This window comes from Gordonia sesuvii (assembly GCF_036350415.1).
Taxonomy (GTDB): domain Bacteria; phylum Actinomycetota; class Actinomycetes; order Mycobacteriales; family Mycobacteriaceae; genus Gordonia; species Gordonia sesuvii.
Window position 1 is genome coordinate 277,803 of record NZ_JAZDUF010000001.1, and the last position, 21,540, is coordinate 299,342.

General features: G+C 67.3%; 25 protein-coding genes. 11 read left to right on the forward strand and 14 right to left on the reverse strand.

What is annotated here, in order from left to right:
- The first annotated feature begins 9 nt into the window (after nucleotides 1-9).
- Together VZC37_RS01235 and VZC37_RS01240 are read left to right on the forward strand one after the other, a co-directional pair.
- Complete coding sequence (locus tag VZC37_RS01235; RefSeq protein WP_330430601.1) at nucleotides 10-624, forward strand: ClpP family protease; 615 nt, start codon at nucleotides 10-12, stop codon at nucleotides 622-624.
- Nucleotides 621-1,223 (forward strand): ClpP family protease, encoded by a 603-nt coding sequence (locus VZC37_RS01240; protein WP_330430602.1) that lies wholly within the window; start codon nucleotides 621-623, stop codon nucleotides 1,221-1,223. The genes VZC37_RS01235 and VZC37_RS01240 overlap by 4 nt, the downstream gene beginning before the upstream one ends.
- Before the next feature lie 7 nt (nucleotides 1,224-1,230).
- Here VZC37_RS01240 and VZC37_RS01245 read toward each other — a convergent pair whose 3' ends face one another.
- On the reverse strand, nucleotides 1,231-1,584 hold the full coding sequence (locus VZC37_RS01245) for a helix-turn-helix domain-containing protein (protein WP_330430603.1): 354 nt from the start codon (nucleotides 1,582-1,584) through the stop codon (nucleotides 1,231-1,233).
- Between the two features lie 104 nt (nucleotides 1,585-1,688).
- Here VZC37_RS01245 and VZC37_RS01250 point away from each other — a divergent pair, with 104 nt between their 5' ends.
- Both VZC37_RS01250 and VZC37_RS01255 read left to right on the forward strand, forming a co-directional pair.
- Nucleotides 1,689-2,237 (forward strand): hypothetical protein, encoded by a 549-nt coding sequence (locus tag VZC37_RS01250; RefSeq protein ID WP_330430604.1) that lies wholly within the window; start codon nucleotides 1,689-1,691, stop codon nucleotides 2,235-2,237.
- A gap of 93 nt (nucleotides 2,238-2,330) precedes the next feature.
- On the forward strand, nucleotides 2,331-3,785 hold the full coding sequence (locus VZC37_RS01255; protein WP_330430605.1) for a PepSY-associated TM helix domain-containing protein: 1,455 nt from the start codon (nucleotides 2,331-2,333) through the stop codon (nucleotides 3,783-3,785).
- An 18-nt stretch (nucleotides 3,786-3,803) separates the two neighbouring features.
- Here VZC37_RS01255 and VZC37_RS01260 read toward each other — a convergent pair whose 3' ends face one another.
- Together VZC37_RS01260 and VZC37_RS01265 are read right to left on the reverse strand one after the other, a co-directional pair.
- Nucleotides 3,804-4,877, reverse strand: a complete 1,074-nt coding sequence (locus VZC37_RS01260) for a 3-deoxy-7-phosphoheptulonate synthase (protein ID WP_330430606.1) — start codon at nucleotides 4,875-4,877, stop codon at nucleotides 3,804-3,806.
- A gap of 272 nt (nucleotides 4,878-5,149) precedes the next feature.
- A complete protein-coding gene (locus VZC37_RS01265; RefSeq protein WP_330430607.1) occupies nucleotides 5,150-5,596 on the reverse strand; it encodes an Lrp/AsnC family transcriptional regulator in 447 nt (148 codons plus the stop codon).
- Nucleotides 5,597-5,693: 97 nt separating this feature from the next.
- On the opposite strand from VZC37_RS01265, the gene rocD reads away from it, so the two are divergent.
- Together rocD and VZC37_RS01275 are read left to right on the forward strand one after the other, a co-directional pair.
- Nucleotides 5,694-7,784 (forward strand): ornithine--oxo-acid transaminase, encoded by a 2,091-nt coding sequence (gene rocD, locus VZC37_RS01270; protein ID WP_330430608.1) that lies wholly within the window; start codon nucleotides 5,694-5,696, stop codon nucleotides 7,782-7,784.
- Nucleotides 7,781-8,422 carry a histidine phosphatase family protein gene (locus VZC37_RS01275; RefSeq protein ID WP_330430609.1) on the forward strand — a complete coding sequence of 214 codons (642 nt, stop codon included), beginning with the start codon at nucleotides 7,781-7,783 and terminating at the stop codon, nucleotides 8,420-8,422. The genes rocD and VZC37_RS01275 overlap by 4 nt, the downstream gene beginning before the upstream one ends.
- A gap of 41 nt (nucleotides 8,423-8,463) precedes the next feature.
- On the opposite strand, the gene VZC37_RS01280 is transcribed toward VZC37_RS01275, so the two are convergent.
- The 5 genes from VZC37_RS01280 to mca form a co-directional block, all read right to left on the reverse strand.
- Nucleotides 8,464-9,381, reverse strand: coding sequence for an SGNH/GDSL hydrolase family protein (locus VZC37_RS01280; RefSeq protein ID WP_330430610.1), 918 nt, complete (start codon nucleotides 9,379-9,381; stop codon nucleotides 8,464-8,466).
- 483 nt (nucleotides 9,382-9,864) lie between these two features.
- Entirely contained in the window at nucleotides 9,865-10,368 is a 504-nt protein-coding gene (locus tag VZC37_RS01285; protein WP_330430611.1) for a GNAT family N-acetyltransferase, read from the reverse strand.
- A gap of 4 nt (nucleotides 10,369-10,372) precedes the next feature.
- Nucleotides 10,373-12,388: a thioredoxin domain-containing protein gene (locus tag VZC37_RS01290; RefSeq protein ID WP_330430613.1), complete on the reverse strand. Its 2,016-nt coding sequence runs from the start codon at nucleotides 12,386-12,388 to the stop codon at nucleotides 10,373-10,375.
- Entirely contained in the window at nucleotides 12,363-12,692 is a 330-nt protein-coding gene (locus tag VZC37_RS01295; RefSeq protein ID WP_330431668.1) for a hypothetical protein, read from the reverse strand. Before VZC37_RS01295 ends, VZC37_RS01290 begins: the two co-directional genes overlap by 26 nt.
- Before the next feature lie 5 nt (nucleotides 12,693-12,697).
- Nucleotides 12,698-13,594 (reverse strand): mycothiol conjugate amidase Mca, encoded by an 897-nt coding sequence (gene mca / locus VZC37_RS01300; protein WP_330430614.1) that lies wholly within the window; start codon nucleotides 13,592-13,594, stop codon nucleotides 12,698-12,700.
- Nucleotides 13,595-13,642: 48 nt separating this feature from the next.
- Between mca and VZC37_RS01305 the strand changes: the two genes are divergently transcribed.
- The 3 genes from VZC37_RS01305 to greA all read left to right on the forward strand — a co-directional run bounded on the left by VZC37_RS01305 (nucleotide 13,643) and on the right by greA (nucleotide 15,515).
- The gene (locus tag VZC37_RS01305) at nucleotides 13,643-14,143 is read left to right on the forward strand and encodes a DUF4307 domain-containing protein (protein ID WP_330430615.1); all 501 of its coding nucleotides are present in this window, start codon (nucleotides 13,643-13,645) and stop codon (nucleotides 14,141-14,143) included.
- Entirely contained in the window at nucleotides 14,140-14,895 is a 756-nt protein-coding gene (locus tag VZC37_RS01310; protein ID WP_330430616.1) for a queuosine precursor transporter, read from the forward strand. The genes VZC37_RS01305 and VZC37_RS01310 overlap by 4 nt, the downstream gene beginning before the upstream one ends.
- Nucleotides 14,896-15,020: 125 nt before the next feature.
- Nucleotides 15,021-15,515: a transcription elongation factor GreA gene (gene greA / locus VZC37_RS01315; protein ID WP_330430617.1), complete on the forward strand. Its 495-nt coding sequence runs from the start codon at nucleotides 15,021-15,023 to the stop codon at nucleotides 15,513-15,515.
- Between the two features lie 115 nt (nucleotides 15,516-15,630).
- On the opposite strand, the gene VZC37_RS01320 is transcribed toward greA, so the two are convergent.
- From VZC37_RS01320 to VZC37_RS01330, 3 genes are all read right to left on the reverse strand, one after another.
- Nucleotides 15,631-15,894 carry a type II toxin-antitoxin system RelE family toxin gene (locus VZC37_RS01320; RefSeq protein ID WP_330430618.1) on the reverse strand — a complete coding sequence of 88 codons (264 nt, stop codon included), beginning with the start codon at nucleotides 15,892-15,894 and terminating at the stop codon, nucleotides 15,631-15,633.
- Nucleotides 15,894-16,160: a type II toxin-antitoxin system Phd/YefM family antitoxin gene (locus VZC37_RS01325; RefSeq protein ID WP_330430619.1), complete on the reverse strand. Its 267-nt coding sequence runs from the start codon at nucleotides 16,158-16,160 to the stop codon at nucleotides 15,894-15,896. The genes VZC37_RS01320 and VZC37_RS01325 overlap by 1 nt, the downstream gene beginning before the upstream one ends.
- A gap of 91 nt (nucleotides 16,161-16,251) precedes the next feature.
- Nucleotides 16,252-17,121 (reverse strand): hypothetical protein, encoded by an 870-nt coding sequence (locus tag VZC37_RS01330; protein WP_330430620.1) that lies wholly within the window; start codon nucleotides 17,119-17,121, stop codon nucleotides 16,252-16,254.
- A gap of 125 nt (nucleotides 17,122-17,246) precedes the next feature.
- On the opposite strand from VZC37_RS01330, the gene VZC37_RS01335 reads away from it, so the two are divergent.
- Nucleotides 17,247-17,564 carry a hypothetical protein gene (locus VZC37_RS01335; protein ID WP_330430621.1) on the forward strand — a complete coding sequence of 106 codons (318 nt, stop codon included), beginning with the start codon at nucleotides 17,247-17,249 and terminating at the stop codon, nucleotides 17,562-17,564.
- Here VZC37_RS01335 and VZC37_RS01340 read toward each other — a convergent pair.
- Nucleotides 17,510-18,271: a phosphatase PAP2 family protein gene (locus VZC37_RS01340; protein WP_330430622.1), complete on the reverse strand. Its 762-nt coding sequence runs from the start codon at nucleotides 18,269-18,271 to the stop codon at nucleotides 17,510-17,512. The genes VZC37_RS01335 and VZC37_RS01340 overlap by 55 nt on opposite strands.
- 282 nt (nucleotides 18,272-18,553) lie before the next feature.
- Between VZC37_RS01340 and VZC37_RS01345 the strand changes: the two genes are divergently transcribed.
- Nucleotides 18,554-19,069 carry an SRPBCC family protein gene (locus VZC37_RS01345; RefSeq protein ID WP_330430623.1) on the forward strand — a complete coding sequence of 172 codons (516 nt, stop codon included), beginning with the start codon at nucleotides 18,554-18,556 and terminating at the stop codon, nucleotides 19,067-19,069.
- A gap of 46 nt (nucleotides 19,070-19,115) precedes the next feature.
- Here the strand turns inward: VZC37_RS01345 and ilvA are convergent, their stop codons facing one another.
- Nucleotides 19,116-20,315 carry a threonine ammonia-lyase gene (ilvA, locus tag VZC37_RS01350; protein ID WP_330430624.1) on the reverse strand — a complete coding sequence of 400 codons (1,200 nt, stop codon included), beginning with the start codon at nucleotides 20,313-20,315 and terminating at the stop codon, nucleotides 19,116-19,118.
- Nucleotides 20,316-20,328: 13 nt separating this feature from the next.
- On the reverse strand, nucleotides 20,329-21,501 hold the full coding sequence (locus VZC37_RS01355; protein ID WP_330430625.1) for a cystathionine gamma-synthase: 1,173 nt from the start codon (nucleotides 21,499-21,501) through the stop codon (nucleotides 20,329-20,331).
- Between the last annotated feature and the right edge of the window lie 39 nt (nucleotides 21,502-21,540).

The window sequence follows — 21,540 nt, forward strand, 5'->3', positions numbered from 1 at the left end:
GCTGGTGCCATGAGTGACGACAAACATCCCTTTCCCCTCCGCCGACGGACCGCCGAAGGCCTGCTGAGTCAACGAATCCTGATGCTGGACACCGCACTCGACGACGAGATCGGCAGTCAGTTGTGCGCCCAACTGGTGATGCTGGCGTCCGAGGACCCGGTCGCCGACATCTCGCTGTGGATCAACTCCCCCGGCGGCTCCGTCCCGGCGATGCTCGCCATCATGGACACGATGCGACTCGTCCCCAACGACGTCAGCACTGTCGACCTCGGAATGGCCTACAGCGCAGGGCAATTCCTGCTGTGCAACGGGACGCGCGGCAAGCGGTACGCGCTCCGTCACGCCAAGGTGCTGCTGCACCAGGGCTCGGCGGGAATCGGTGGCTACGCACCCGACATCGAGTTGCAGGCCGACGACCTGCGTCACGTCCGGGACACCGTTCTGGGGATCATCGCCGACCAGACCGGCCAACCGGTCGAGAAGATCTTCGCCGATTCGCTCCGCGATCATGTGTTCAGCGCCGAGGAATCGCTGGACTACGGATTCGTCGACCATGTCGTCGACGATCTGGGCCAGATCCTGCCCGCCACATCGGTCTCCGCCGGATTCGGGGTGGGCAGATGAGCACCTACACGATCCCGAACGTGATCAGCCGCAGCCCGCAGGGCGACCGGGTGATGGACGTGTACAGCCGTCTGCTCGACGATCGGATCATCTATCTCGGCACCGAGATCGACGACGGCGTCGCCAACGCCCTCATCGCGCAGATCCTGCACCTGGACTCCGACAACCCGGATGCACCCATCGAGCTCTACATCAATTCGACGGGCGGTTCGGTGACGGCGACATTCGCGCTCTACGACACGATGCAGTTCTGCCATGCGCCGATCGCGACGACCTGTGTGGGACAGGCACTCTCGTCGACCGCGTTGCTCCTGGCAGCCGGCACGCCCGGCCGTCGGGCGGTGCTGCCGCATGCCCGGGTGCTGCTCCACCAACCATCCGGTCAGGGGCGGGGCACCATTCCCGATCTGATCCTGGCCGCCGAAGAGATCCTGCGGATGCGGACCGAGATCGAGCAGGCGATGAGTCGACACACCGGCCAGGACGTGGAAACGCTGCGTCGCGACACCGACCGGGATCGCGTGCTGCGCGCCGACGAGATCGTCGCCTACGGGCTGGCCGATCGCATCATCGACCGAACCCCGCCGAGGGGTGCCTGACCGGCCGTCAGGCGGCCAGGGCGACGGGTCCGCGCAGATCGCGAGCCGGGGCCGGAACGGAAGCGGCCACGCCATTGCCGACGGCCCGCAACACCGGGACCGGCGCGGGCCGCGACAACTCCAACGTCACCTCACGCGCCAGGTCGACCAACCCCAGACCGAGTGCACCGGCGACGGCCGCGAGCAGTTCCGACGAGGCGTCCTTGCGACCGCGCTCCAGTTCGGAGAGGTACTGGCTGGAGACCCCGGCGCGCGCGGCGGTCTCCACCAGTCGCTCACCCCGGTCGTGCCGCGCCCGTCGCAACACACGCCCGGCGACCTCCCGCCACAGCGGTTCGGGATCGCGCGATCGGTCGTCCATGCGCCGATGATAGGTCGGCGCGAACGCTGCGGTCAGGCGGTTCTGCTCTCGGCAGAACGCGTACTCGCGAGTCGCGGCCTCCTGCGGCCCGATATGCTGCGCCGGTGATCACGACGCAACCCGCCATCCGCCGCGTACGCGGCGCTGTGGCCGGCGCTGCGTCCGGGATCAGCGCGATCGGTGCGCATGCCGCGGCTCACGGCGGACTCCCGGGGACCAGGGAACTGACCTTCCTGGTCGCGGTCTGCGCCGCGGTCGGTGCCCTGGTGGCGGCGTGGCGTAGCCCGGCCGCCGGGCGTCTCGCCGTGCTCGCCGGTGTGCTCGGCGGCGGCCAGATCGCCGCGCACCTGTCTCTCGCGGCACTCGCCGGCGGCCACGGCCTGATGATGTCGCCGCCCATGGCGGCCGCCCACGCCGCCGCCGCAGTCGCGACCGCGGTGACGTGCCGGGCACTCGAATCCGCCGTCGTCGTCGCCATCACGGCGCTGATCAGGGTCATTCGGGTCCTGCTGTCCACCGCCGTCACGCAGGTGTCGGGGTGGACGCTGCGCACGGCGTGCGACGTCGACCGTCGCCCCGCCATCGCCGTTCACGCGACATCGGGTAGGCGCGGACCGCCATATGTGTGGAGTCGTCCCATCCTTCCGGCCTGACCCGAGACGCCTGACGCGCGGGTCGGGCGTCTCCATGTCCGCAGCGCACCGTGGCGGTGACGCCTGCGGGCACCTCCGAAAGGTCAACTCCGCGTGTCCCTCACCCAGGAACCGTCGGTTCCCTCCGCTCCACCCGAAAGCCCACCACCGTCGCGCTCCGCCGGCGCCGGACGGCTGTTGCTGCGACGACTGCACTTCTACGCCGGCATCCTCGTCGCCCCGTTCCTCGTCATCGCGGCGGTCAGCGGCGCGCTCTACGCCATCGCACCGACCCTCGAGAACGTCGTCTACGACCGATATCTGCACACCGACTCCACCGGAGCGCCACAGCCGCTCGCCGAGCAGGTCGCCGCGGCCGTCGACGCGCGGGGAGACCTCGAACTATCGGCGGTGCGGCCGTCGACCGAGCCCGGCGACACGACCCGCGTCCTGTTCACCGATCCGACGCTGGGCGAATCGGAACGCCTCGCCGTCTTCGTCGATCCGGTCACCGCGCAACCGGTCGGCGAGCTGGTGTCCTACGGCAGCAGCGGCGCGCTGCCCCTGCGCACCTGGATCAGCCAGCTGCACCGACACCTGCACCTGGGCGAACCGGGCCGCATCTACAGCGAGCTGGCGGCATCGTGGCTGTGGGTGATCGCGCTGGGCGGTCTGCTCCTGTGGATCGCGCGGTACCGCAAGGGCCGCGCCAACGGGAACGACCGTGTCCGACTCGCCACCGTCGACCGCCGGGTACGCGGACGCAACCGCACCCTGAGCTGGCACGGTGCGATCGGCGTCTGGATCGTCGTGGGACTGGTGTTCCTGTCGGCGACCGGGCTGACCTGGTCACGGTTCGCCGGCGAGAACGTCAGCGACCTGCGGACCGCGCTCAGTTGGACGACCCCGGCGGTGGAGACCGACCTGACCGGCGGGTCCGCGGAAGCCGGTGGCGACCACGGCGGGCACGCCGGGCATGACGTGGCTGCCCAGCCCGACACCGAGACCGCACCGGCGGTGGACACCGTGCCCCAACTCGACAGCGTGCTGGGCCTGGCGCGGTCGGCCGGCGTCGACGACAAGGTCGAGATCACCGTCCCCGCAGACGCACAGACGGCCTACAAGGTCACCGAGACGCGGGAACCGTGGCAGTTCTCGCCGAACTCGGTCGCGATCGACGCCGACGGCGACACCGTCGTCGACACGTCGTGGTTCGCCGACTGGCCCCTGGCCGCCCAGCTCACCAACTGGGGTATCGCGCTGCACATGGGTCTGCTGTTCGGGCTGTGGAGCCAGATCGCACTGTTCGTACTCGCGGCGGCGCTGGTCATGCTGATCGTGCGCGGATATCAGATGTGGTGGCAGCGACGGCCGCGCAACGGCTCCCGCCCGGTCGGGCGTGCACCCGGCCGGGGTGGCCTGCGTGACCTCGGGGTGCCCGCGGCCGTGGGAGTCCTGGTGGTCGCGGCGGTGATCGGATGGTTCGTGCCGCTGCTCGGTATCAGCCTCGCCGCATTCCTGGCCGTCGACGTCGCGATCGGTCTCGGGCGCAGGATGCGGGCGGGCTGAACAGGGAGCTCTGGCGCGTCAACTGCGGGCCAGCGTCGCCAGCACGGCGGCGCTGGTCTCCCAGCCCATGCACTTGTCGGTGACCGACTGCCCGTAGGTCAGCGGCTGCGCGTCGGGCGACTGCGCACCCGGTTCGAGGAAGCTCTCCAGCATCACGCCGCTGATCGTGACCGGGTTGCCGGCCGCCCGCGTCGCCCGGACCGCGGCGGCGATCTCCTCGGCGACCTCGGCCTGACGGACATGGTCCTTGCCCGAGTTCGCGTGCGAGCAGTCGATCATGATCCGCTCGGGCAGACCGGCTTTGGCGAGCGATGCGACTGCGGCGGAGACGGACTCCGGGTCGTGGTTCGGGCCGCTCGTGCCACCGCGCAGGATGACGTGGCAGTCCTGGTTGCCGGCGGTCTCCACCACTGCCCCGCGGCCGAAGTCGTCGACGCCGAAGAACACGTGTCCCGCCGCAGCGGCCTTGACGCCGTCGATCGCCACCTGGACATTTCCGTCGGTGCCGTTCTTGAAGCCGACCGGCATCGACAGACCCGAGGCGAGCTGACGGTGCACCTGCGACTCGGTGGTGCGGGCGCCGATGGCACCCCAGGCGACGGCGTCGGCGATGTACTGCGGGCTCGTCGGCTCGAGGAACTCGCAGCCGACCGGCAGTCCGAGATCGATGATGTCGAGCAGCAGCGACCGCGCGGTGCGCAGACCCCGCTCGACGTCGAACGAGCCGTCCATGCCGGGATCGTTGATGAGCCCCTTCCACCCGACCGTGGTGCGTGGCTTCTCGAAGTACACCCGCATGACGATCTTCAGACGATCGGCGTGGTCGGCCGCCAGGGGCGCGAGCCGGCGTGCGTAGTCGATGGCCGCGATCGGGTCGTGCACAGAGCACGGCCCGACGACGACGAGCAGGCGGTCGTCGCGGCCGGCGAGGATGTCGGCGATCTCGTCGCGATCCTTCTGCACCGCGATCGCGCGGCGCGCGGTCAGCGGGAGTTCGGCGCGGATCGTGTCCGGCGCGGGGATCGAACGGAACGACTTGATCCGGCGATCGGAGGTCGATTCTGCGGCGGTCAAGTCCGGGATGGTGGTCACGTCATGCCTTTCGGGGTCAGGCCGGTCTGTCGGGCGGCCCCCGGTCGGTCGTCGATCACCAGGGGCCCTGAAAAATGACAAGAGCAGCAACCTGAGGGTCGCTGCTCTGGGCTCCGGGTGTTCGCGCGCGGCGATTCAGCGCTTCATCGCGGCCCCACCCGGAGCCTCGATAAAGCGCCAATAGACGCGTGCGGTGTTCATCACGGCGACCAGGCTAGCACGCGGAGACAGGCGCTCCAACCGACGACGATCGCGGCGGCAACCCCGGGCGGTCATGGATGTCCGCGGTCGATCAGCTGGCTGAGCACGATGATCGACTCGGAGTGGTCGACGGGGCCCGCGCTGCGGATCCGTTCGAGGGCCCGCTCGAGATGCCGGACATCGCCGGCGCGCACGCGCAGCAACGCATCTGCCTGCCCGGTGATGGTCGCGGCGCTGACCACTTCCGGGATCGGCTCCCACGCCTCCTTGAGGACCTCGGGCGAGATGTTGCCGCGACAGAAGACCTGCACATAGGCCTCGGTGGTCCATTGCATCGCGTCGGGATCGATCACCGCGGTGAATCCCTTGATCACGCCGTCGTCGAGCAGTCGGTCGACGCGACGCTTCACCGCCGGCGCCGACAGGCCGACCACGTCCCCCACCTGCGCGTAGGTCGCCCGCGCGTCGCGGGTGAGGCAGGCGAGCACTTTCTCGTCCAGTTCATCGAGTTGACGCAATGTATCTCTACCTCCGATTGAAATACAGGTGATCTGTTCCGGTAATGCGCAATGTACGGCGATTGATTGCGCCGATGTGCCACGATAGCGTCGATTCATGACGATCACGAGTCCTTCCGCTGTGCCCGCGATCACCCGGATGCCCAGGGTCCGCACCTACGCGATGACGCCTCCGATCCACTTCACGGTCGACTACGCCATCAACCCGTGGATGGACCCGTCGACGCCGGTGGACACCGAACTCGCTGTCGCGCAGTGGCTGAAGCTGCGGGAGGTCTACGAATCCCTCGGCCACACCGTGCACGTCGTCGACCCGCAACCGGGCTTGCCGGACATGGTCTACGCCGCCAACGGTGGGCTGAGCGTCGGCGGCTGCACGGTCGCCGCGCGATTCGCCTTCTCCGAGCGCGCGGCGGAGGCCGATCACTACGCGGCCTGGTTCGCCGACGCGGGCCTCGGCCCCGTCCATCGGACCGCCGACATCCAGGAGGGCGAGGGCGATTTCCTCGTCGTCGGCGACCGAATCCTGGCCGGAACGGGCTTCCGCACCCATCGCGACACCCACGCGGAGGTCGCCACCTTGACCGGGATGCCGGTCGTCACACTGGAATTGATCGACCCGCGGTTCTATCACCTCGACACCGCGCTCGGCGTGCTCGACGACGACACCATCGCCTACTACCCGCCGGCATTCTCACCGGATTCCCGGGCCGTACTCGCCGAACTCTTCCCGACCGCCATCATCGCCACCGATGCCGATGCCCTCGTGCTCGGTCTGAACCTGGTGTCCGACGGCCACCATGTGGTGATGACGGACGCCGCAACCGAACTCGCCGCGGCGATTCGCGCCGCCGGGTACGAGCCGATCGGGGTGGACCTGTCCGAGCTCCTCAAAGGCGGCGGCGGGATCAAGTGCGCGACCCTAGAATTGAGACGACTCGACAGTGACGTCGACGTGGTCGGCGCAGAAGATGTCGGGGCAGACAGGGAGGCGGACGTGCAGACCATCGCCGAACCACATGTGGCGCACAACTATTCGCCACTTCCGGTGACCGCGGCGACCGCGGAGGGCGCATGGATCACCGACGTCGACGGCCGCCGCTACCTGGACTGCCTGGGCGCCTACTCGGCGGTGAACTTCGGCCACCGCCATCCGCGGATCGTCGCCGCCGCCATCGAGCAGCTCGATCGCGTGACCCTCACGAGCCGCGCGTTCCGGTCCGATCGACTCGAGCCGTTTTGCGCGTCGTTGGCGACGCTGTGCGGCAAGGACATGGTGCTGCCGATGAACACCGGCGCCGAGGCCGTCGAGTCCGCGCTCAAGGTGGCCCGCAAGTGGGGCTACGACGTCAAGGGTGTGCCGGACGGACAGGCCACGATCATCGTCGCCGGCGGCAACTTCCACGGCCGCACCATCAGTATCGTGAGCTTCAGTGACGATCCGGACGCGCGCAACGGATTCGGTCCGTTCACACCGGGTTTCGTCCAGGTGCCCTACGGTGACGCCGACGCCCTGGCGGCGGCCGTGGACGACACCACCGTCGCCGTGCTGGTGGAGCCCATCCAGGGCGAGGCCGGGATCATCGTCCCGCCCGACGACTATCTGCCACGCGTACGTGCCATCTGCACCGAGCGGAATGTGCTGATGATCGCCGACGAGATCCAGTCGGGCCTCGGGCGGACCGGCACCACCCTGGCCGTCGCGCACTGGGGTGTGGAGCCCGACGTGTACACGCTGGGCAAGGCGCTCGGCGGCGGCATTCTGCCGGTGTCGGCGGTGGTCGCGAACAGCGACGTCCTCGGCGTCCTGCATCCCGGTGAGCACGGGTCGACCTTCGGCGGCAACCCGCTGGCCGCAGCGGTCGGCCACACGGTCGTGGACATGCTCGCCGAGGGGACCTGGCAGGCACGGGCGACCACTCTCGGCGACCGGATGCACGCTCGGCTGCGCAACCTGATCGGCCACGGTGTGATCGCGGTGCGCGGACTGGGCCTGTGGGCGGGCATCGACGTCGATCCGTACGTCGGCACCGGCAAAGAGGTGTGCCTGCGCCTGGCCGAACGCGGAGTCCTCGCCAAGGACACCCATGGCAGCACCCTGCGGCTGGCGCCGCCCCTGGTCATCACCGAGGATGAGATCGATTGGGCGGTCGATCAGTTGGCGGAGGTCGTAGGCTCGTCTGCGTGACCGATGAATCAGCCGGGCCTCCGGCGCGAACGACCGGCCGGGTGTTGTTGATCCGGCACGGACAAACCGAGTGGTCGCTGACGGACCGCCACACCGGCCGGACCGACATCGGCCTGACCGCCCACGGCGAGAGCGACGCGCACGCCCTGACCGGCATCGCCGACAGGCTCGGGCTGACCGACCCGTACGTATTCGCGTCGCCGAGAACGCGTGCGCGCCGGACCGCCGAGCTGGCCGGGCTCACGGTGGACGCGGTCGACGACTGCTTCGCCGAATGGGACTACGGCGACTACGAAGGTCTCACGCGCGCCGAGATCCACGCACGCCACGATCCCGACTGGGCGATCTGGACCTCCGGCGCTCCCGGCGGCGAGTCGGTCGACGAGATGACCGAGCGGGTGGACCGCGCCGTCGACATGGTCGACGGTCGGCTGGCCGGCACCGACGTCATCGTGGTGTCGCACGGGCATTTCTCCCGGTCGTTCATCTGCCGCTTCCTCGGCTGGTCCATCGCCCACGGCGCGGAGATCGACCTCCGCCCCGCCGGGGCCGCGCTGCTCATCCATCTGGCGTCCGGTCGAAGGTTGAGCACCCTGGTCGGGCCCGAGGGTGCGGCGGCGACGCACGCGGCCCTGTGATGTATGTGGCCCTGTGATGTATGTGGCTGTGAGCCGGTGCCCTACTCCCGTGCCCGGATGACGTCACGCAGCACCTGAGCCGTCGCGCGCTGACCGGCCTTCGTCGGGTGATAGCTACCGAGCGACCAGTTCAGCAGCGAGAGATTGTCCGGGCCGTACTGCGGCGCGTGCAGCCGTGGTCCCCAGATCCACGGATCGGCGCTGCACAGGTCGTGACGTTGCCGCCACGGGGAACCGGCGCGATCCAGATCGACGAAGGTCTCGCCGAACAGTGCGGCGTTGGCGCGGGAGACCTCGTCGACCTTGTCGATGAAGTTGTTGAGTAACACGACTTCCCGGTCCGACATGAACCAACCGCATCGTGCGCGGTACTCCTGCCCCACCCGGGGCACCACCTGCGGGGCGCCGAGGGTGTAGATACGTGCATCTGGCGCGCGGGCCTTGATCTTGCGGTAGATCCGGCGCTCGTCGTGCCGTTGCTGCTCGTCGAGGACACGCATGGACCGCCGGACCGTGTTCGGTTCGCATTCGCGCAGTTGTACACACGCAACGACGTTCAGGAATTCCGGATTGCCGATCACCTGCATCACCACGATGTCGGTGTCGGCCGGCAGATGGTCGATCTGCAGTCCCTCGTCGAACTGCACTGTCCGATCCACATGTTGCGGTTGGGCATTCGCGCACGTGACGTTGATGAGCGGAGCTCCGAGTGATCGGGCGACGATCTCGACGGCGGCATGCCGGCTGCGGAAACAGTAGTTGTCGGGGCCGGTCGTCCCGGTTTCGTACGACGACGTGTCCGCCGGGAACGGCCGGTAATCGTCGGCGCCCTGCCCGGAGATGTAGGAATTCCCCAGCGCCACCATCTGCGGAGCCGGCGACGCCTCGGCGTGTGTGAGCACCGACGTCGCACAGAGAACGGCGACGACGGCCACGGCGACGGTGGTGACCGAACGCATGCGCCGCCCGATGCACCTTGCGGCAGTATGCATCCCGTCACGGTACCGGCATCCTCACCTGCCCACAATGGTCCGGACGGACTACACAGCCCATGGTCGACTGTGCGCCGTTCCCCGTCGACTGTGCGCCACTTTCCGTCGACTGTGCGCCACTTCTCGTCGACTGTGCGCCACTTTCTGTCGACTGTGCGCCAATTCTCGTCGACTGTGCGCCGTTTGGTTGACTGCGCAGACGGTTCACCCGCCGGCGTTGGGCCGTCCCGGCATTGGGTGAAGGTGCCACTGTCCCACCGGATCCAGTTCGAATCAATCAATACGACCTCGAGGCACCCTCAACGAGCTTCGTTCAGATGCAGCCGACGGTCATTCAGGCTGCGTGCGCCAAGTCGACGGAGATCGGCGCCCAGTCGACAGAATCTGGCGCACAGTCAACGAAAAGTAGCGCACAGTCGACGGGAAGTGGCGCACAGTCGACGAATAGCACTACACGAGTACCAGACCCATCTCCACGATGTCCCACACTTCGCCGTCGCGACGACGATACTGCCGCGGCCGCAGACCTTCCCGGACGAAGCCGTGCCGCTCGTACAACCCGATGGCAGCGTGGTTGTGCGGCCACACCTCCAGCACCACCTTGTGTGAGCCCCGCTCTCGACTCCACGACAGGATCGACTGCAACAGCGCGGAACCGACCCCCTGCCGACGATGCTCGGCGAGCACATGCATGCCGAAGGTCACCGGCCCGGGGTGCTGATCGAATCCCGATGCCATACCGATGAACCGGTCGTCGGCGTCCACCGCCACCACGACATGTGCGGTGTCGTCGTCGAGGACCCGCCGGAAGACGTCCATCGCCGCATCGATGTCGACCGGCGGCTCGGCGAGGATCCAACGCCCCTCGGCGGCCACCTCGGCCCGCGACTCGGCGACCGCGCGAGCGTCGTCGGCGTTCGCGGCACGCACCTCGAACTTCAGGTGCCCGGTCATCACGTCACGCCAACTGCTGAAGCAGTGCACCACGGTCGGTCACAGGCAGACCGCACACGGTTCCTCGGCACACATACGCCGCGTCGGCCCCGTCCACCGTGCCCCGGCCGTCCAACAAGGGGATCGAATCACGTTTTCCGGCAACGACGATCGACCCGCCGGGTGCGATCGCACGGGCGTGGGCGGCCAGATCGCCCGGGCTGCCCTCACCCTGGGCCACCGCGATCTGCAGCGGCCCCGCCACCCGCGCCACGGCCACCGACAACCAGTGGCCCGCCGATCGCGGCACCTTCGCGAGAAGCACGACTGCGCGCGCGAGCGTCTGGTCGAGCAGGTCCGCGTACCGTGTCGCCGGACCGAACTTCGCCAGCGCGGATGCGGCCAGCAAGGCCTCGGCCATCAGCGACGCGCCGGCCGGCGTGGCTCCGTCGACCGGGTCCCGGGGCCGGGTGATGAGGTCGCTGTCGATCGAGTCGAACCACGTGCCTGGCTGGTCGGGATCGGCGAACGCCGTGATCGCCGTGTCGATCAAGCTCAGTCCCTCGTCACGCCACACCGGGTCGCCGGTGACCTGATGCAACGTGAGCAGTGCTGTGACCAGCGCAGCGTGATCGTCGAGCGCCGCGACCGGTTCTCCCACCCGCCCGTCGAGAGACGAGCGACGCAGCACCCCGTCGACGATGTGGGTGTCGAGAAGTGAACGCGCACACCATGCACCGAGTTCGATCCAGTCGGGACGCCGCAAACCTGCACCAGCCTCGGCCAGAGCCGTGATCGTCATCGCGTTCCATCCGGTGACAACCTTGTCGTCGCGTGCCGGCTGCGGTCGGCGCGATCGTGCCTCCAGCAGGCGGCCTCGCACCGAGTCGAACCACTCCGGGTCATCCGCATCGTGCGCCAGTTGCAGGGTCGACCGGCCGTGCTCGAAGGTTCCCACCTCGGTGACCCCGAAGAGGTCGGCCGCCCGACGACCGTCGTGTTCACCGAGCACGCCGATCAGTTCGTCCGGCGACCACACGTACGTCGACCCCTCGACCCCGTCAGCGTCGGCATCGAGCGACGAGGCGAACCCGCCGGCGACCTTCAGGTCACGCTGCAGGAACTCGACCATTTCCTCGGTCACCCGGCGAGCGAACCCATCCCCGGTCCGCCGCGCCAGATGGGCATAGACGCGCAGCAACTGCGCATTGTCGTACAGCATCTTCTCGAAATGCGGTACCACCCAGTCGTTGTCGACGGCGTAACGCGCGAAACCGCCGGCAAGCTGATCGTGGATACCTCCGCGTGCCATCGCCGAGCAGGCCCTGCGCACCGCGTCGAACGCGGCGTCGTCGCCGGTCCGTTCCGTCCAGCGCACCAACCCTTCGAGCAATGCCGACGGCGGGAACTTCGGTGCGCCACCGAATCCTCCGGACGTCCGGTCCTCGTCATCGAGTGCGGTCGACACCGCATGAGTGAGGAGACTGTCGTCGAGACCGACGTCGGACAGCGGCAGCGCAGAACTGTTGGCCTCGAGGTGATCGGCCACCCGCTGCCCCATCGAGTCGATCTCGTCGCGACGCTGCGTCCACGCCTCGGTGACCGCGCCCATGATCTGCGGGAACGACGGCATCCCACCGCGGGGTGAGGACGGGAAGTACGTCCCGCAATAGAACGGCTTGCCCGACGGGGTGAGAAAACACGTCATCGGCCAGCCGCCCTGACCGGTCATCGCGACGGTGGCGTTCATGTAGATGGCATCGATGTCGGGGCGTTCCTCACGATCGACCTTGACGCACACGAAATCGCGATTCATCTGCGCGGCGATGGCGTCGTTCTCGAAGGACTCGTGCGCCATGACATGGCACCAGTGGCAGGCGGCGTAGCCCACCGACAGCAGGATCGGGACGTCTCTGCGCGCCGCCTCCGCCAGCGCCGCGTCTCCCCACTCCTGCCAACCGACCGGGTTGTCGGCGTGCTGACGTAGGTAGGGACTCGTCGACGCGCCGAGCAGGTTAGGTGTCGGCGGACCTTCGCTCATCGGCATGCACCCCATCTGTCGTATCCGACGTGCTGTCGGGGTCTGCTGTGCTGTCTCGGCCGGCGACGCCGTCGTCGCCCGCCGAATCCGTTCCATCGTCGAAAGCCTGATCGGGTTCGGGATGATCGGCGTCGAAATTCTTCGGGAGCTTCTTCAGCCGGGAATTCATCGACCGGATCAGGAAGCCCGTCGCGACCAGCAGCACGATGACGATCAACAGGCCCAGCGGCGACGCCTTGCCGAACTCCGGCCCCTGCGGCTCCTGGGCCAGGAAGAGCTGAACGCCCGGGGTCAGGGTTGTCAACGTGCTCACGGTTCCTCGATTCCGGCGAACAGATCGGTCTCCGGGATGGACGTCTTCACCCGCGTCTTGGCGAGCTCGAACTCCTCGGTCGGCCACAGCCGCTGCTGCCATTCCAGCGGCACCGCGAAGAACACCCCGTTGGGATCGATCTGGGTCGCATGGGCCCGCAACGCGTCGTCACGCTGCGGGAAGTATTTGCCGCATTCGACCTGCGTGGTGACCCGACCCATCAGGTCGCCGCGGCTCGGGTCCCACTTGCTGAGCCACTCGGTGAACGGAGACTCCTGCCCGTGTCGTTCGAACTCGTCCGAGAACAACACCATGCGGTCACGGATGAAACCGTGCGTGTAGTACAGCTTCGACACCGTCCACGGCTCACCGGTCCCCGGATACGCCTCCGGATCGCCGGCCCGTTCGAACGCCGCCACCGACACCTCGTGGTCACGGATGTGATCCGGGTGCGGATAACCGCCACGCTCGTCGTAGGTGATCATCACGTGCGGACGGAACTCGCGGACGACCTTCACCAGGGCCTCGATCGGCTCCTCGATGTCGATGTCGGCGAACGACCCCTCGGGGACGGGCGGCAGCGGGTCTCCCTCGGGGAGCCCGGAGTCGACGAAGCCGAGCCACATCTGATCCACCCCGAGCGCAGCGGCGGCGTTCGCCATCTCCTCTTTGCGGACATCGCTCATGCGTTCCTTGACGCCCGGCCGATCCATCGCAGGGTTCAGGATGTCGCCGCGCTCACCACCGGTGAGTGTGACGACGAGCACCTCATGTCCCTCGGCCGCATACTTGGCCGACGTCGCGGCACCCTTGCTGGACTCGTCATCCGGGTGAGCATGCACCGCCATCAGACGAAGACCGGCATGGGGTCCACCTGTGTGAGATTCGGTCACGCTTCCTCACCTTCGGATCGATACTCCTCCCATGGTAGGTATTGACCCGTGAACAGTTCAGTCGGGGGCGGTGACGATGGGCCCGCTCGCTCCGCTCCCGGCGCCGGTGAGGACCAGCAGTCCGCTCGCACCGGCCCGCGGGCTTCCTATCCCGCCGCGCAGTCGGCGTCGAGCCGTCGGGCGTGGTTCGTCGGACTGACTGTGCTCGTGATCGCAGCCGGGGTCGGGATCGCAATCCTCGGCTACTCCCGCTTCGCCGCACCCGACGTCTCCGGGGAGGCCACCGCATACGACATCGTCGACAACTCGACGGTCGCCGTGCAGTTCACCGTGACGCGGGCGGACCCCGGCAGCCCGGTCGCCTGTGTCGTCCGTGGCCGTTCCGTCGACGGCGACGAGACCGGTCGGCGCGAGATCCTCATCCCGGGCGGAACCGAGAGTCAGGTGGGGATGCGCACCGAGGTCACCACGTCGAAACCCCCCGTGATCGGTGAGGTCTTCGGCTGCACCATCGACGTGCCCGCCTACCTCACCAGCACGACACAGTGACCGGGAAGGTCCGCGACCGCGCGGTCTTCGCGACCGTCTCGAGCCCCTACTACGCCTACCTGCTGGCGCTGTTCGTCGGCGTGATGCTGATCAGCAACATCACCGCCACCAAGGGCGTCGTCCTCTTCGACGACTGGCTACATCTCTCACTCGGGCCCATCCAGCTCGACGGGCTCGTCACCGACGGCGCCTTCTACCTCTTCCCCCTCGCTTACGTCCTCGGCGACGTGATCAGCGAGGTCTACGGATTCCGCGCCATGCGCCGCGCCATCCTCACCGGCTTCGTCGTCTCCCTGCTCGCGTCGATCTGCTTCTGGCTCACCATCGAACTGCCCGCGGCGGAGTTCTACGAAGGCCAGGAGGCGTTCCGAACTGTCGCGGGTGTGGTGCCCCAGTTCCTCCTCGCGGGACTGGCCGGGTATCTCGCCGGGGAGTTCCTGAACTCACTCGTGCTGGTGAAGATGAAGGAGCGCGCCGGCGAACGACATCTGTGGGCTCGCCTCCTCGGCTCCACGGTGGTCGGCGAGTTCGCCGACACGCTGGTGTTCTGCTCGATCGCAGCAACGGCGCTGGGCATCTCCACCTGGGGTGATTTCGTCAACTACACGATCGTCGGATTCGTCTGGAAGACGTTGGTGGAGATGGTGATCATGCCGTTGACCTACCTGGTCGTGGGGTGGCTCAAGAAGCGTGAACCCACCTACCAGGACGCACTCCGGGAATCGAGGTCGGACAACTCTGATGTGCTTTAGCTCTCAGTGACTGCTATCCTGTATTGATACACGGCTCCGAGAGGGGTCGTGTTGCTGCATTTAGAGCAGTCCATATGCCCAGGTGAAAGAGACGCCGGGCCGCGGACAACACAAAGGAGTAACCGATGACCGACACACAGGTGACGTGGCTGACCCAGGAGTCGCATGACCGCCTCAAAGGCGAGCTGGATTCCCTGATCGCCAACCGGCCGGTCATTGCTGCCGAGATCAACGAGCGTCGCGAAGAAGGCGACCTCAAGGAGAACGGCGGCTACCACGCGGCCCGCGAGGAACAGGGACAGCAGGAAGCCCGCATCCGTCAGCTGCAGGAACTGCTGAACAACGCGAAGGTCGGCGAGGCGCCGACGCAGTCGGGCGTCGCACTGCCCGGTTCGGTCGTCAAGGTCTACTACGACGGCGACGAGAGCGATACCGAGACCTTCCTGATCGCGACGCGTGAAGAGAGCGCCAAGGACGGCTCCATCGAGACATACTCGCCGAGTTCTCCGCTGGGCGCCGCACTCATCGATGCCAAGGTCGGCGAAACGCGCGAATACAACGTGCCCAGTGGCGCCGTCGTCAAGGTGACGCTGGTCAGCGCCGAGCCCTACCACGGCTGAGCAGGCGCAATACCGGACCACAACATGGCGGCCGGTGTCGAGACATTGTCTTGACACCGGCCGCCATGTTGCGTGACCGGCGGGGCTCTGCCCATCCCCGATTCGCCACCCTCACCTACCGCTGGCGGTAGGCATGGGCTCGATGGTCTACCCGAATCACCAGAACCGTTGCATCATCGGGCAATTCGTAGATCACCCGGTATGCGCCCCGACGAGCGGAGTGCAAGCCCGGCAACTCGCCGAGGAGCGGCTTGCCGACACGCTGGGGATTCTGCGCGAGTGGTCCGTAGATGAAGTCGATCACAGCGTGAACGTAGCGCGGTGAGAGTTTGTCGAGCGATCGCACAGCGCTCGGCGCGAGCTGCACGCGGTACGTCATCAGCGCGCGTATCGGGCACGAACCGCAGCTTCGTCGAGGGTCGACTCGTCAGCAAGCGCCTCGCGCGCCTCTCGGATATCGTCTGCCAGCCCGGGCCGACTCTGCCAGTAAAGGGTTTCCTGCACGGCATCCCACTCGTCGGCACTGACCAGAACCACCGCCGCTGATCCGTTGCGGGTCACCGTGATGTGTTCGTGTGTGCGCATCACCTCCTCCACCAGCTCACTGAGCTTGGCCTTGGCAACGGACAGAGGAAGAATACGCACGTCGCTCAGCGTAGATCAGAAAACAGACCATCGGCAGACCAGAATTCGAACCATCCGAAGCGCAGCCGCAACGCGCACCCGTCGACCCCGGTCATGCGGCCAACACAGACACCGACGTCATCCTGGGCAGTTTTGGCCAACCTGGCTTCACGTACTCGTACTTGCTCTTCGGGATGGAGAGCTGGTTCAACCGAAGCCGGCTCTCTTCGACGGCTGCGCCGAGTCGCTGCAGCACGGTGACGATCGGTTCGATGTCATCGGCTTGTGTCACCTTCAGATCGAGCGTGAGCGGCACAACGACCCGCGCGGCATCGGCCAACGTCGATGCGCGCCACGGACTCAGAAAGTCGAGTCGTTCGGACGGGCGAGTCCGGGTCAGTACGTGCAGAATCACCGCATCGGCCCGCAACTCACCACGGTCGCAGGCCGCACCGCCCTCCTCGTCCGGTTCATCGTCGACATATCCCCACCACAGAACCCCGTCCACATCGACGTCGGTCACGTCGAGCCTGAACAGGTCGATGCTTGCCCGGATCCGGCCGATCGGTTCGTCGAACAACAGGCACCCGGAGTAACCGAGGGCGATCAACGACGTGGTGTCGGAGCGCTGGTATTCGACCGAACGCGCCGCCTCGACGGCGGACAGCGGTATCCAGATCGGAGCGAACGTCGCAACACTCGCCGCGGCGGTCTGCGCATAGACCCGATCGTTCCGCAGCCGGGGGAGGTTCTCGAGGTAGAACTCCTGTTCCTCGAGGAGCTCGTCGTGGAAGTCCGGCCGCAGATCCTGCAGTATCCCGTCGTCGATGAGCGCCGACAGCTGCTCGAGGGTGATCTCGTTCCGTTCGATCTCGCGGTCTCCGATGGCGATGAACTGCTGGTATCCGTGGGCCAGTTCGGCCCGAATCCGGGCGACATCGTGTGGTGCCCATCGCGGTGCTGGTTTCCGGTTGCGTCCCATGGACCGGAAACCTAGCCCCATTCACCAGCGTTGCCGCGACGTCATCCACAGGCCACCGAAGCATCCACAGCCACCTCACAGCAACGGCAGAGATGATCCCCAACCTGCGGCATCATCCTTGGACCATGAGAAAGCACACACGCGTTCCCGATGTGGCACTGGTGGTCGTCGACGACGACCCCGCAGTCCTCGATCACGCCCGCGACCTGTTCCGCCGCAACGTCCCCCTGGCCGTCGTCAGCAACCACTACGCCGACGTGGTGCCATTCATGTTGGGCAACAACGGGTACACCGTCGCGCTCGTCGCGGATGTCGACGACCCCGGCCAGCTCGCCGAGGCGATCGTCATCACCGAACGCCGGCTCGGTCCGGTCGGCTCGGTGATCCGCTACGCGGCGGACCTCTCCGCTGCGGGTTCGGGCACCGCCGCGCCGGCGGCCTGACGCCACGGGCGGTACACCACCACCATCGCCACCGCGATGATCACGGCCACGACGACGATGTCGAGTATCCAGTGATTGGCGGTGCCGACGACGACGAAGAATGTCGTCAGCGGGTACACGACGCCCAGCACCCGGACCCAGGTCCGCCGGGCGTAGATCGCGATCATCAGCCCCGCCCAGATCGCCCAGCCGCAGTGCAGGGAGGGCATGGCGGCGAACTGGTTGGTGATCGACTCCGGGCCAGGTGACCCCGACGACTCCCACCAGCCCCAGCTCGCCGTCTGCGCCAGGATGTCGTGGTAGCCCGCATACATCCGCGGTGGCGCCGTCGGAATCAGGTAGAAACCGACCAGCGCGGTCAACGTGGTGAACGCCAGGACAAGGGAGGCCCGGCGATATGCCGGGCGGTTCGTCCGGTACAGCCAGACCGCCACGCCGATGGTGACCCACCAATGCAGCGTGTGATAGTGCACCGAACTGAGGTCGGCGACGAGCCGCTGGGTGTTGACCCACTGGTTGACCGGCATCTCGATCGCGAGGTGTAGCCGCTCCTGCAGGTCTTCGATCGCCGAGCCGTTGGCGAAGGCGGGCGCGACCTCCTTGCCGCCGAGATTGCGGACGTACGAGTACGCCTGGAAGATCGACCACACGATCGCGATCTCCAGCCACCAGTGTGGTTGTGCCAGATATGCACGTGTGCGAGCCATGAACGGATGGACACGAAACCACAGAGCGGCCGGTAACGACCGCTCTGTAACCACGTCCTCCTGCGCCGTTGCGGTCATGACCTCCCCGGGTGAACGTCCGGCCAACACTGATGGTTGATCTGTACAACTAAGAAGAACCCAAGAGTAAACCCTGCGCCATGGGTGCGGTCCACGCGACCATGCCGGACGGTCCGAATTGTTACCTCTCCGCACCGGCGACATCGCACGCACGGCGGGACACCACGGCACGACAAACTGGCTCCCCGTGTATGAATGAGACCCATGGCACGTAGCTATCCCCTGGAGTCCATCGACCTCGAATTCTTCGACTCGGCGCCGGTGACCTACGTCATCGACGTGAACCTGCCCGCCAGTCCTGCGCGCGCGTGGGCCGAACTGACGAGACAGAACACCCTGGATTGGTGCCGAGCGATCAAATCCATCGAGTTCACCTCACCCGCTCCGTACGGCGTCGGCACCACCCGAAAGGCCTCGCTCGGCCCGGGATTGGCCTTGTCGGAGCACTTCTTCGTGTGGGACGAGAACCCCGAGACCGGCGAATACCGCAACGCCTTCCACGCGGTTTCGGCCTCCACGCCCGGTGTGAAGCGCTTCGGCGAGCTCACCGAGATCCGGCCTGCCGATGTCGGTTGCCGGCTCGTCTGGTCATTCGCCCTCGAACTGTCGACGTCGGCGAAGGCGGTGACCGCGTTCAGCGGGCCGACCGCCGCGAGCGTGTTCAAGACCGTCGAGACCGACACGATTCGTCACTTCGCGAAGCTGTCACCCCAGACCTGACGGGCTCGAGCCCACCAGGTGAGCCAGGCCGGGTTCTGTCGGCGGATCAGTCGCGCAGGAACCCAGCATCCGACAGCGACCGGCGCAGTTCCCGCTGGTGTTCGGGTCCGCGGGTCTCCACGCTGACGGTCACCTGGACCTCGTCGAGGTAGAGGTCGTCGGCCACCCGCGAATGGACGACGTCGACCACGCTCGCGCCCAGATCGCGAAGCAGTTCCAGCAGGGCGATCAGGCCGCCGGGCCGATCGGACACGGTCGCGGTGACGGTCAGGAACCGTCCGGCGGCGGTCAGACCGTGGGTGGTCACATGACTGAGCAGCAGCGGGTCGATGTTCCCGCCGGAGACGACGACGCACACGTTCCCGGAGAGGTCCACCGCGCCTGCGGTGACCGCGGCGACCGCAGCCGCCCCGGCGGGTTCGACGATCAGTTTGGCGCGTTCGAGCATCAACAGCAGCGCGGTGCTCAACGATTCCTCGCTGACCGTGACGACGGAGTCGACCAACTCGGAGATGTGGGCGAACGGTACGTCGCCGGGCCGGGCCACCGCGATCCCGTCGGCCATGGTGTTCATCGACGCCGCCGCGACCGGATGTCCGTCGGCAAGCGACTGCGGCCATGCCGCCGCCTGGGCGGCCTGAACGCCGACGACGGTGACGTCGGGGCGTCGCGCCTTCACCGCGGCGGCGATCCCGGCCAGCAGCCCGCCACCGCCGAGCGGCACCACGATCGCGTCGACGTCGGGCATCTGCTCGAGGATCTCCAACCCGACGGTCGCCTGACCGGCGACGATGTGCGGGTGGTCGAACGGGTGGATCAGCACCGCGCCGGTCTCGTCGGCGAACGCACGTGCCGAGACCAGCGCCTCATCGACCGTCGAACCCTCGAGGATGACCTCGGCGCCATACGCTTTGGTCGCCGCGATCTTCGGTAACGCGGCGCCTCGCGGCATGTACACACGTGACGCGATACCCAACGAAGAGGCCGACCACGCGACGCCCTGTGCGTGGTTGCCCGCGCTCGCGGCGACAACGCCCCGCGCGCGTTCCTCGTCGGACAGCCGGGAGATCCTGTTGTAGGCACCCCGCGGCTTGAATGACCCTGTGCGCTGCAGGTTCTCGCACTTCAGCCACACTTCGCAGCCGATCCGCTCGGACAGGACCCGCGACGCGATCATCGGGGTGCGACGGATCACCGTCGACAGCGTCGTCGCTGCGCTGTCGATGTCGGCCTGGGTCACGGACACGACGGGATCGCGTTCAGCCGAGCGCGTTCTCGAGGTCGCCGAGCAGATCGGCGATGTCCTCGATCCCCACCGAGAGCCGCACCAGGTCTGCCGGGACCTCCAGCAGCGAACCGGCGGTCGACGCGTGGGTCATCGCACCGGGGTGCTCGATCAACGACTCGATGCCGCCGAGCGACTCGGCCAGGGTGAACACCTCGGTGCGTGCGCAGAACTCTTGCGCCGCAACCTGTCCGCCCTTGAGGCGAACCGACACCATGCCGCCGAACCGGCGCATCTGCTTACCGGCGACGTCATGGCCGGGATGCGTCGGCAGCCCCGGGTAGAGGACACTGTCGATCTTGGGGTGTGCCGAGAGGAACTCGACGATCTTCTCGGCGTTGTCGCAGTGCCGGTCCATCCGGACGGCGAGAGTCTTGATGCCGCGCATGGTGAGGTAGGCGTCGAACGGTCCGGGAACCGCGCCGGCGCCGTTCTGCAGGAATGCGATTGCCTCGTCGATCTCCTCGTCGTTGGTGACGAGCGCGCCGCCGACGACGTCGGAGTGTCCGCCGAGGTACTTCGTGGTCGAGTGGAGCACCACATCCGCGCCGAGCAACAGCGGTTGCTGCAGATATGGGGAGGCGAAGGTGTTGTCCACCACCAGTTTCGCCCCGACGTCGTGTGCGACGGCGGCCAACGCCTCGATGTCGCCGACGTTGAGCAGCGGATTCGTCGGGGTCTCGATCCACACCAGCTTGGTGGCCGGCGTGATCGCCGCCCGCACGGCGTCGACGTCGGACACCGGGGCCGCCGAATAGGTGATGCCCCACTGCGTGAAGACCTTGTCGATCAGCCGGAAGGTGCCGCCGTAGGCGTCATTCGGGATGACCAGATGGTCGCCGGGACGCAGCGTGGCCCGCAGCAGCGCATCGGTGGCGGCCATGCCACTGGCGAAACCCCGCCCGTACGTTCCCCGTTCGATGGCCGCGATGTTGGCCTCCAGGACACGGCGGGTCGGGTTGCCGGTGCGGGCGTACTCGAATCCGTCGCGTAGCCCGCCGACACCGTCCTGGGCGAAGGTGGAGCTGGCATAGATCGGCACGTTGACCGCACCGGTCTGCGGGTCCGGATCGTATCCGGCGTGGATGGCCTGGGTGGAGAACCCCTGCCAGCGAGACGAATCCGCAGCGCTGCGCTGTTCACTCACTTCGTTGCTCCTCGGGTCGCGTCGGCGGCGCCGACGGTG

Excerpts from the sequence above, each read along its gene's own strand:
- VZC37_RS01245 (WP_330430603.1), bottom strand. The coding sequence starts at position 1,584 with ATGGACGACCGATCGCGCGATCCCGAACCGCTGTGGCGGGAGGTCGCC.
- VZC37_RS01240 (WP_330430602.1), top strand. The coding sequence starts at position 621 with ATGAGCACCTACACGATCCCGAACGTGATCAGCCGCAGCCCGCAGGGC.
- VZC37_RS01290 (WP_330430613.1), bottom strand. The coding sequence starts at position 12,388 with ATGAGCGAAGGTCCGCCGACACCTAACCTGCTCGGCGCGTCGACGAGT.
- VZC37_RS01285 (WP_330430611.1), bottom strand. The coding sequence starts at position 10,368 with ATGACCGGGCACCTGAAGTTCGAGGTGCGTGCCGCGAACGCCGACGAC.
- VZC37_RS01280 (WP_330430610.1), bottom strand. The coding sequence starts at position 9,381 with ATGCGTTCGGTCACCACCGTCGCCGTGGCCGTCGTCGCCGTTCTCTGT.
- rocD (WP_330430608.1), top strand. The coding sequence starts at position 5,694 with ATGACGATCACGAGTCCTTCCGCTGTGCCCGCGATCACCCGGATGCCC.
- VZC37_RS01345 (WP_330430623.1), top strand. The coding sequence starts at position 18,554 with ATGGCACGTAGCTATCCCCTGGAGTCCATCGACCTCGAATTCTTCGAC.
- VZC37_RS01235 (WP_330430601.1), top strand. The coding sequence starts at position 10 with ATGAGTGACGACAAACATCCCTTTCCCCTCCGCCGACGGACCGCCGAA.
- VZC37_RS01320 (WP_330430618.1), bottom strand. The coding sequence starts at position 15,894 with ATGACGTACCGCGTGCAGCTCGCGCCGAGCGCTGTGCGATCGCTCGAC.
- VZC37_RS01330 (WP_330430620.1), bottom strand. The coding sequence starts at position 17,121 with ATGGGACGCAACCGGAAACCAGCACCGCGATGGGCACCACACGATGTC.
- VZC37_RS01335 (WP_330430621.1), top strand. The coding sequence starts at position 17,247 with ATGAGAAAGCACACACGCGTTCCCGATGTGGCACTGGTGGTCGTCGAC.
- greA (WP_330430617.1), top strand. The coding sequence starts at position 15,021 with ATGACCGACACACAGGTGACGTGGCTGACCCAGGAGTCGCATGACCGC.
- VZC37_RS01340 (WP_330430622.1), bottom strand. The coding sequence starts at position 18,271 with ATGGCTCGCACACGTGCATATCTGGCACAACCACACTGGTGGCTGGAG.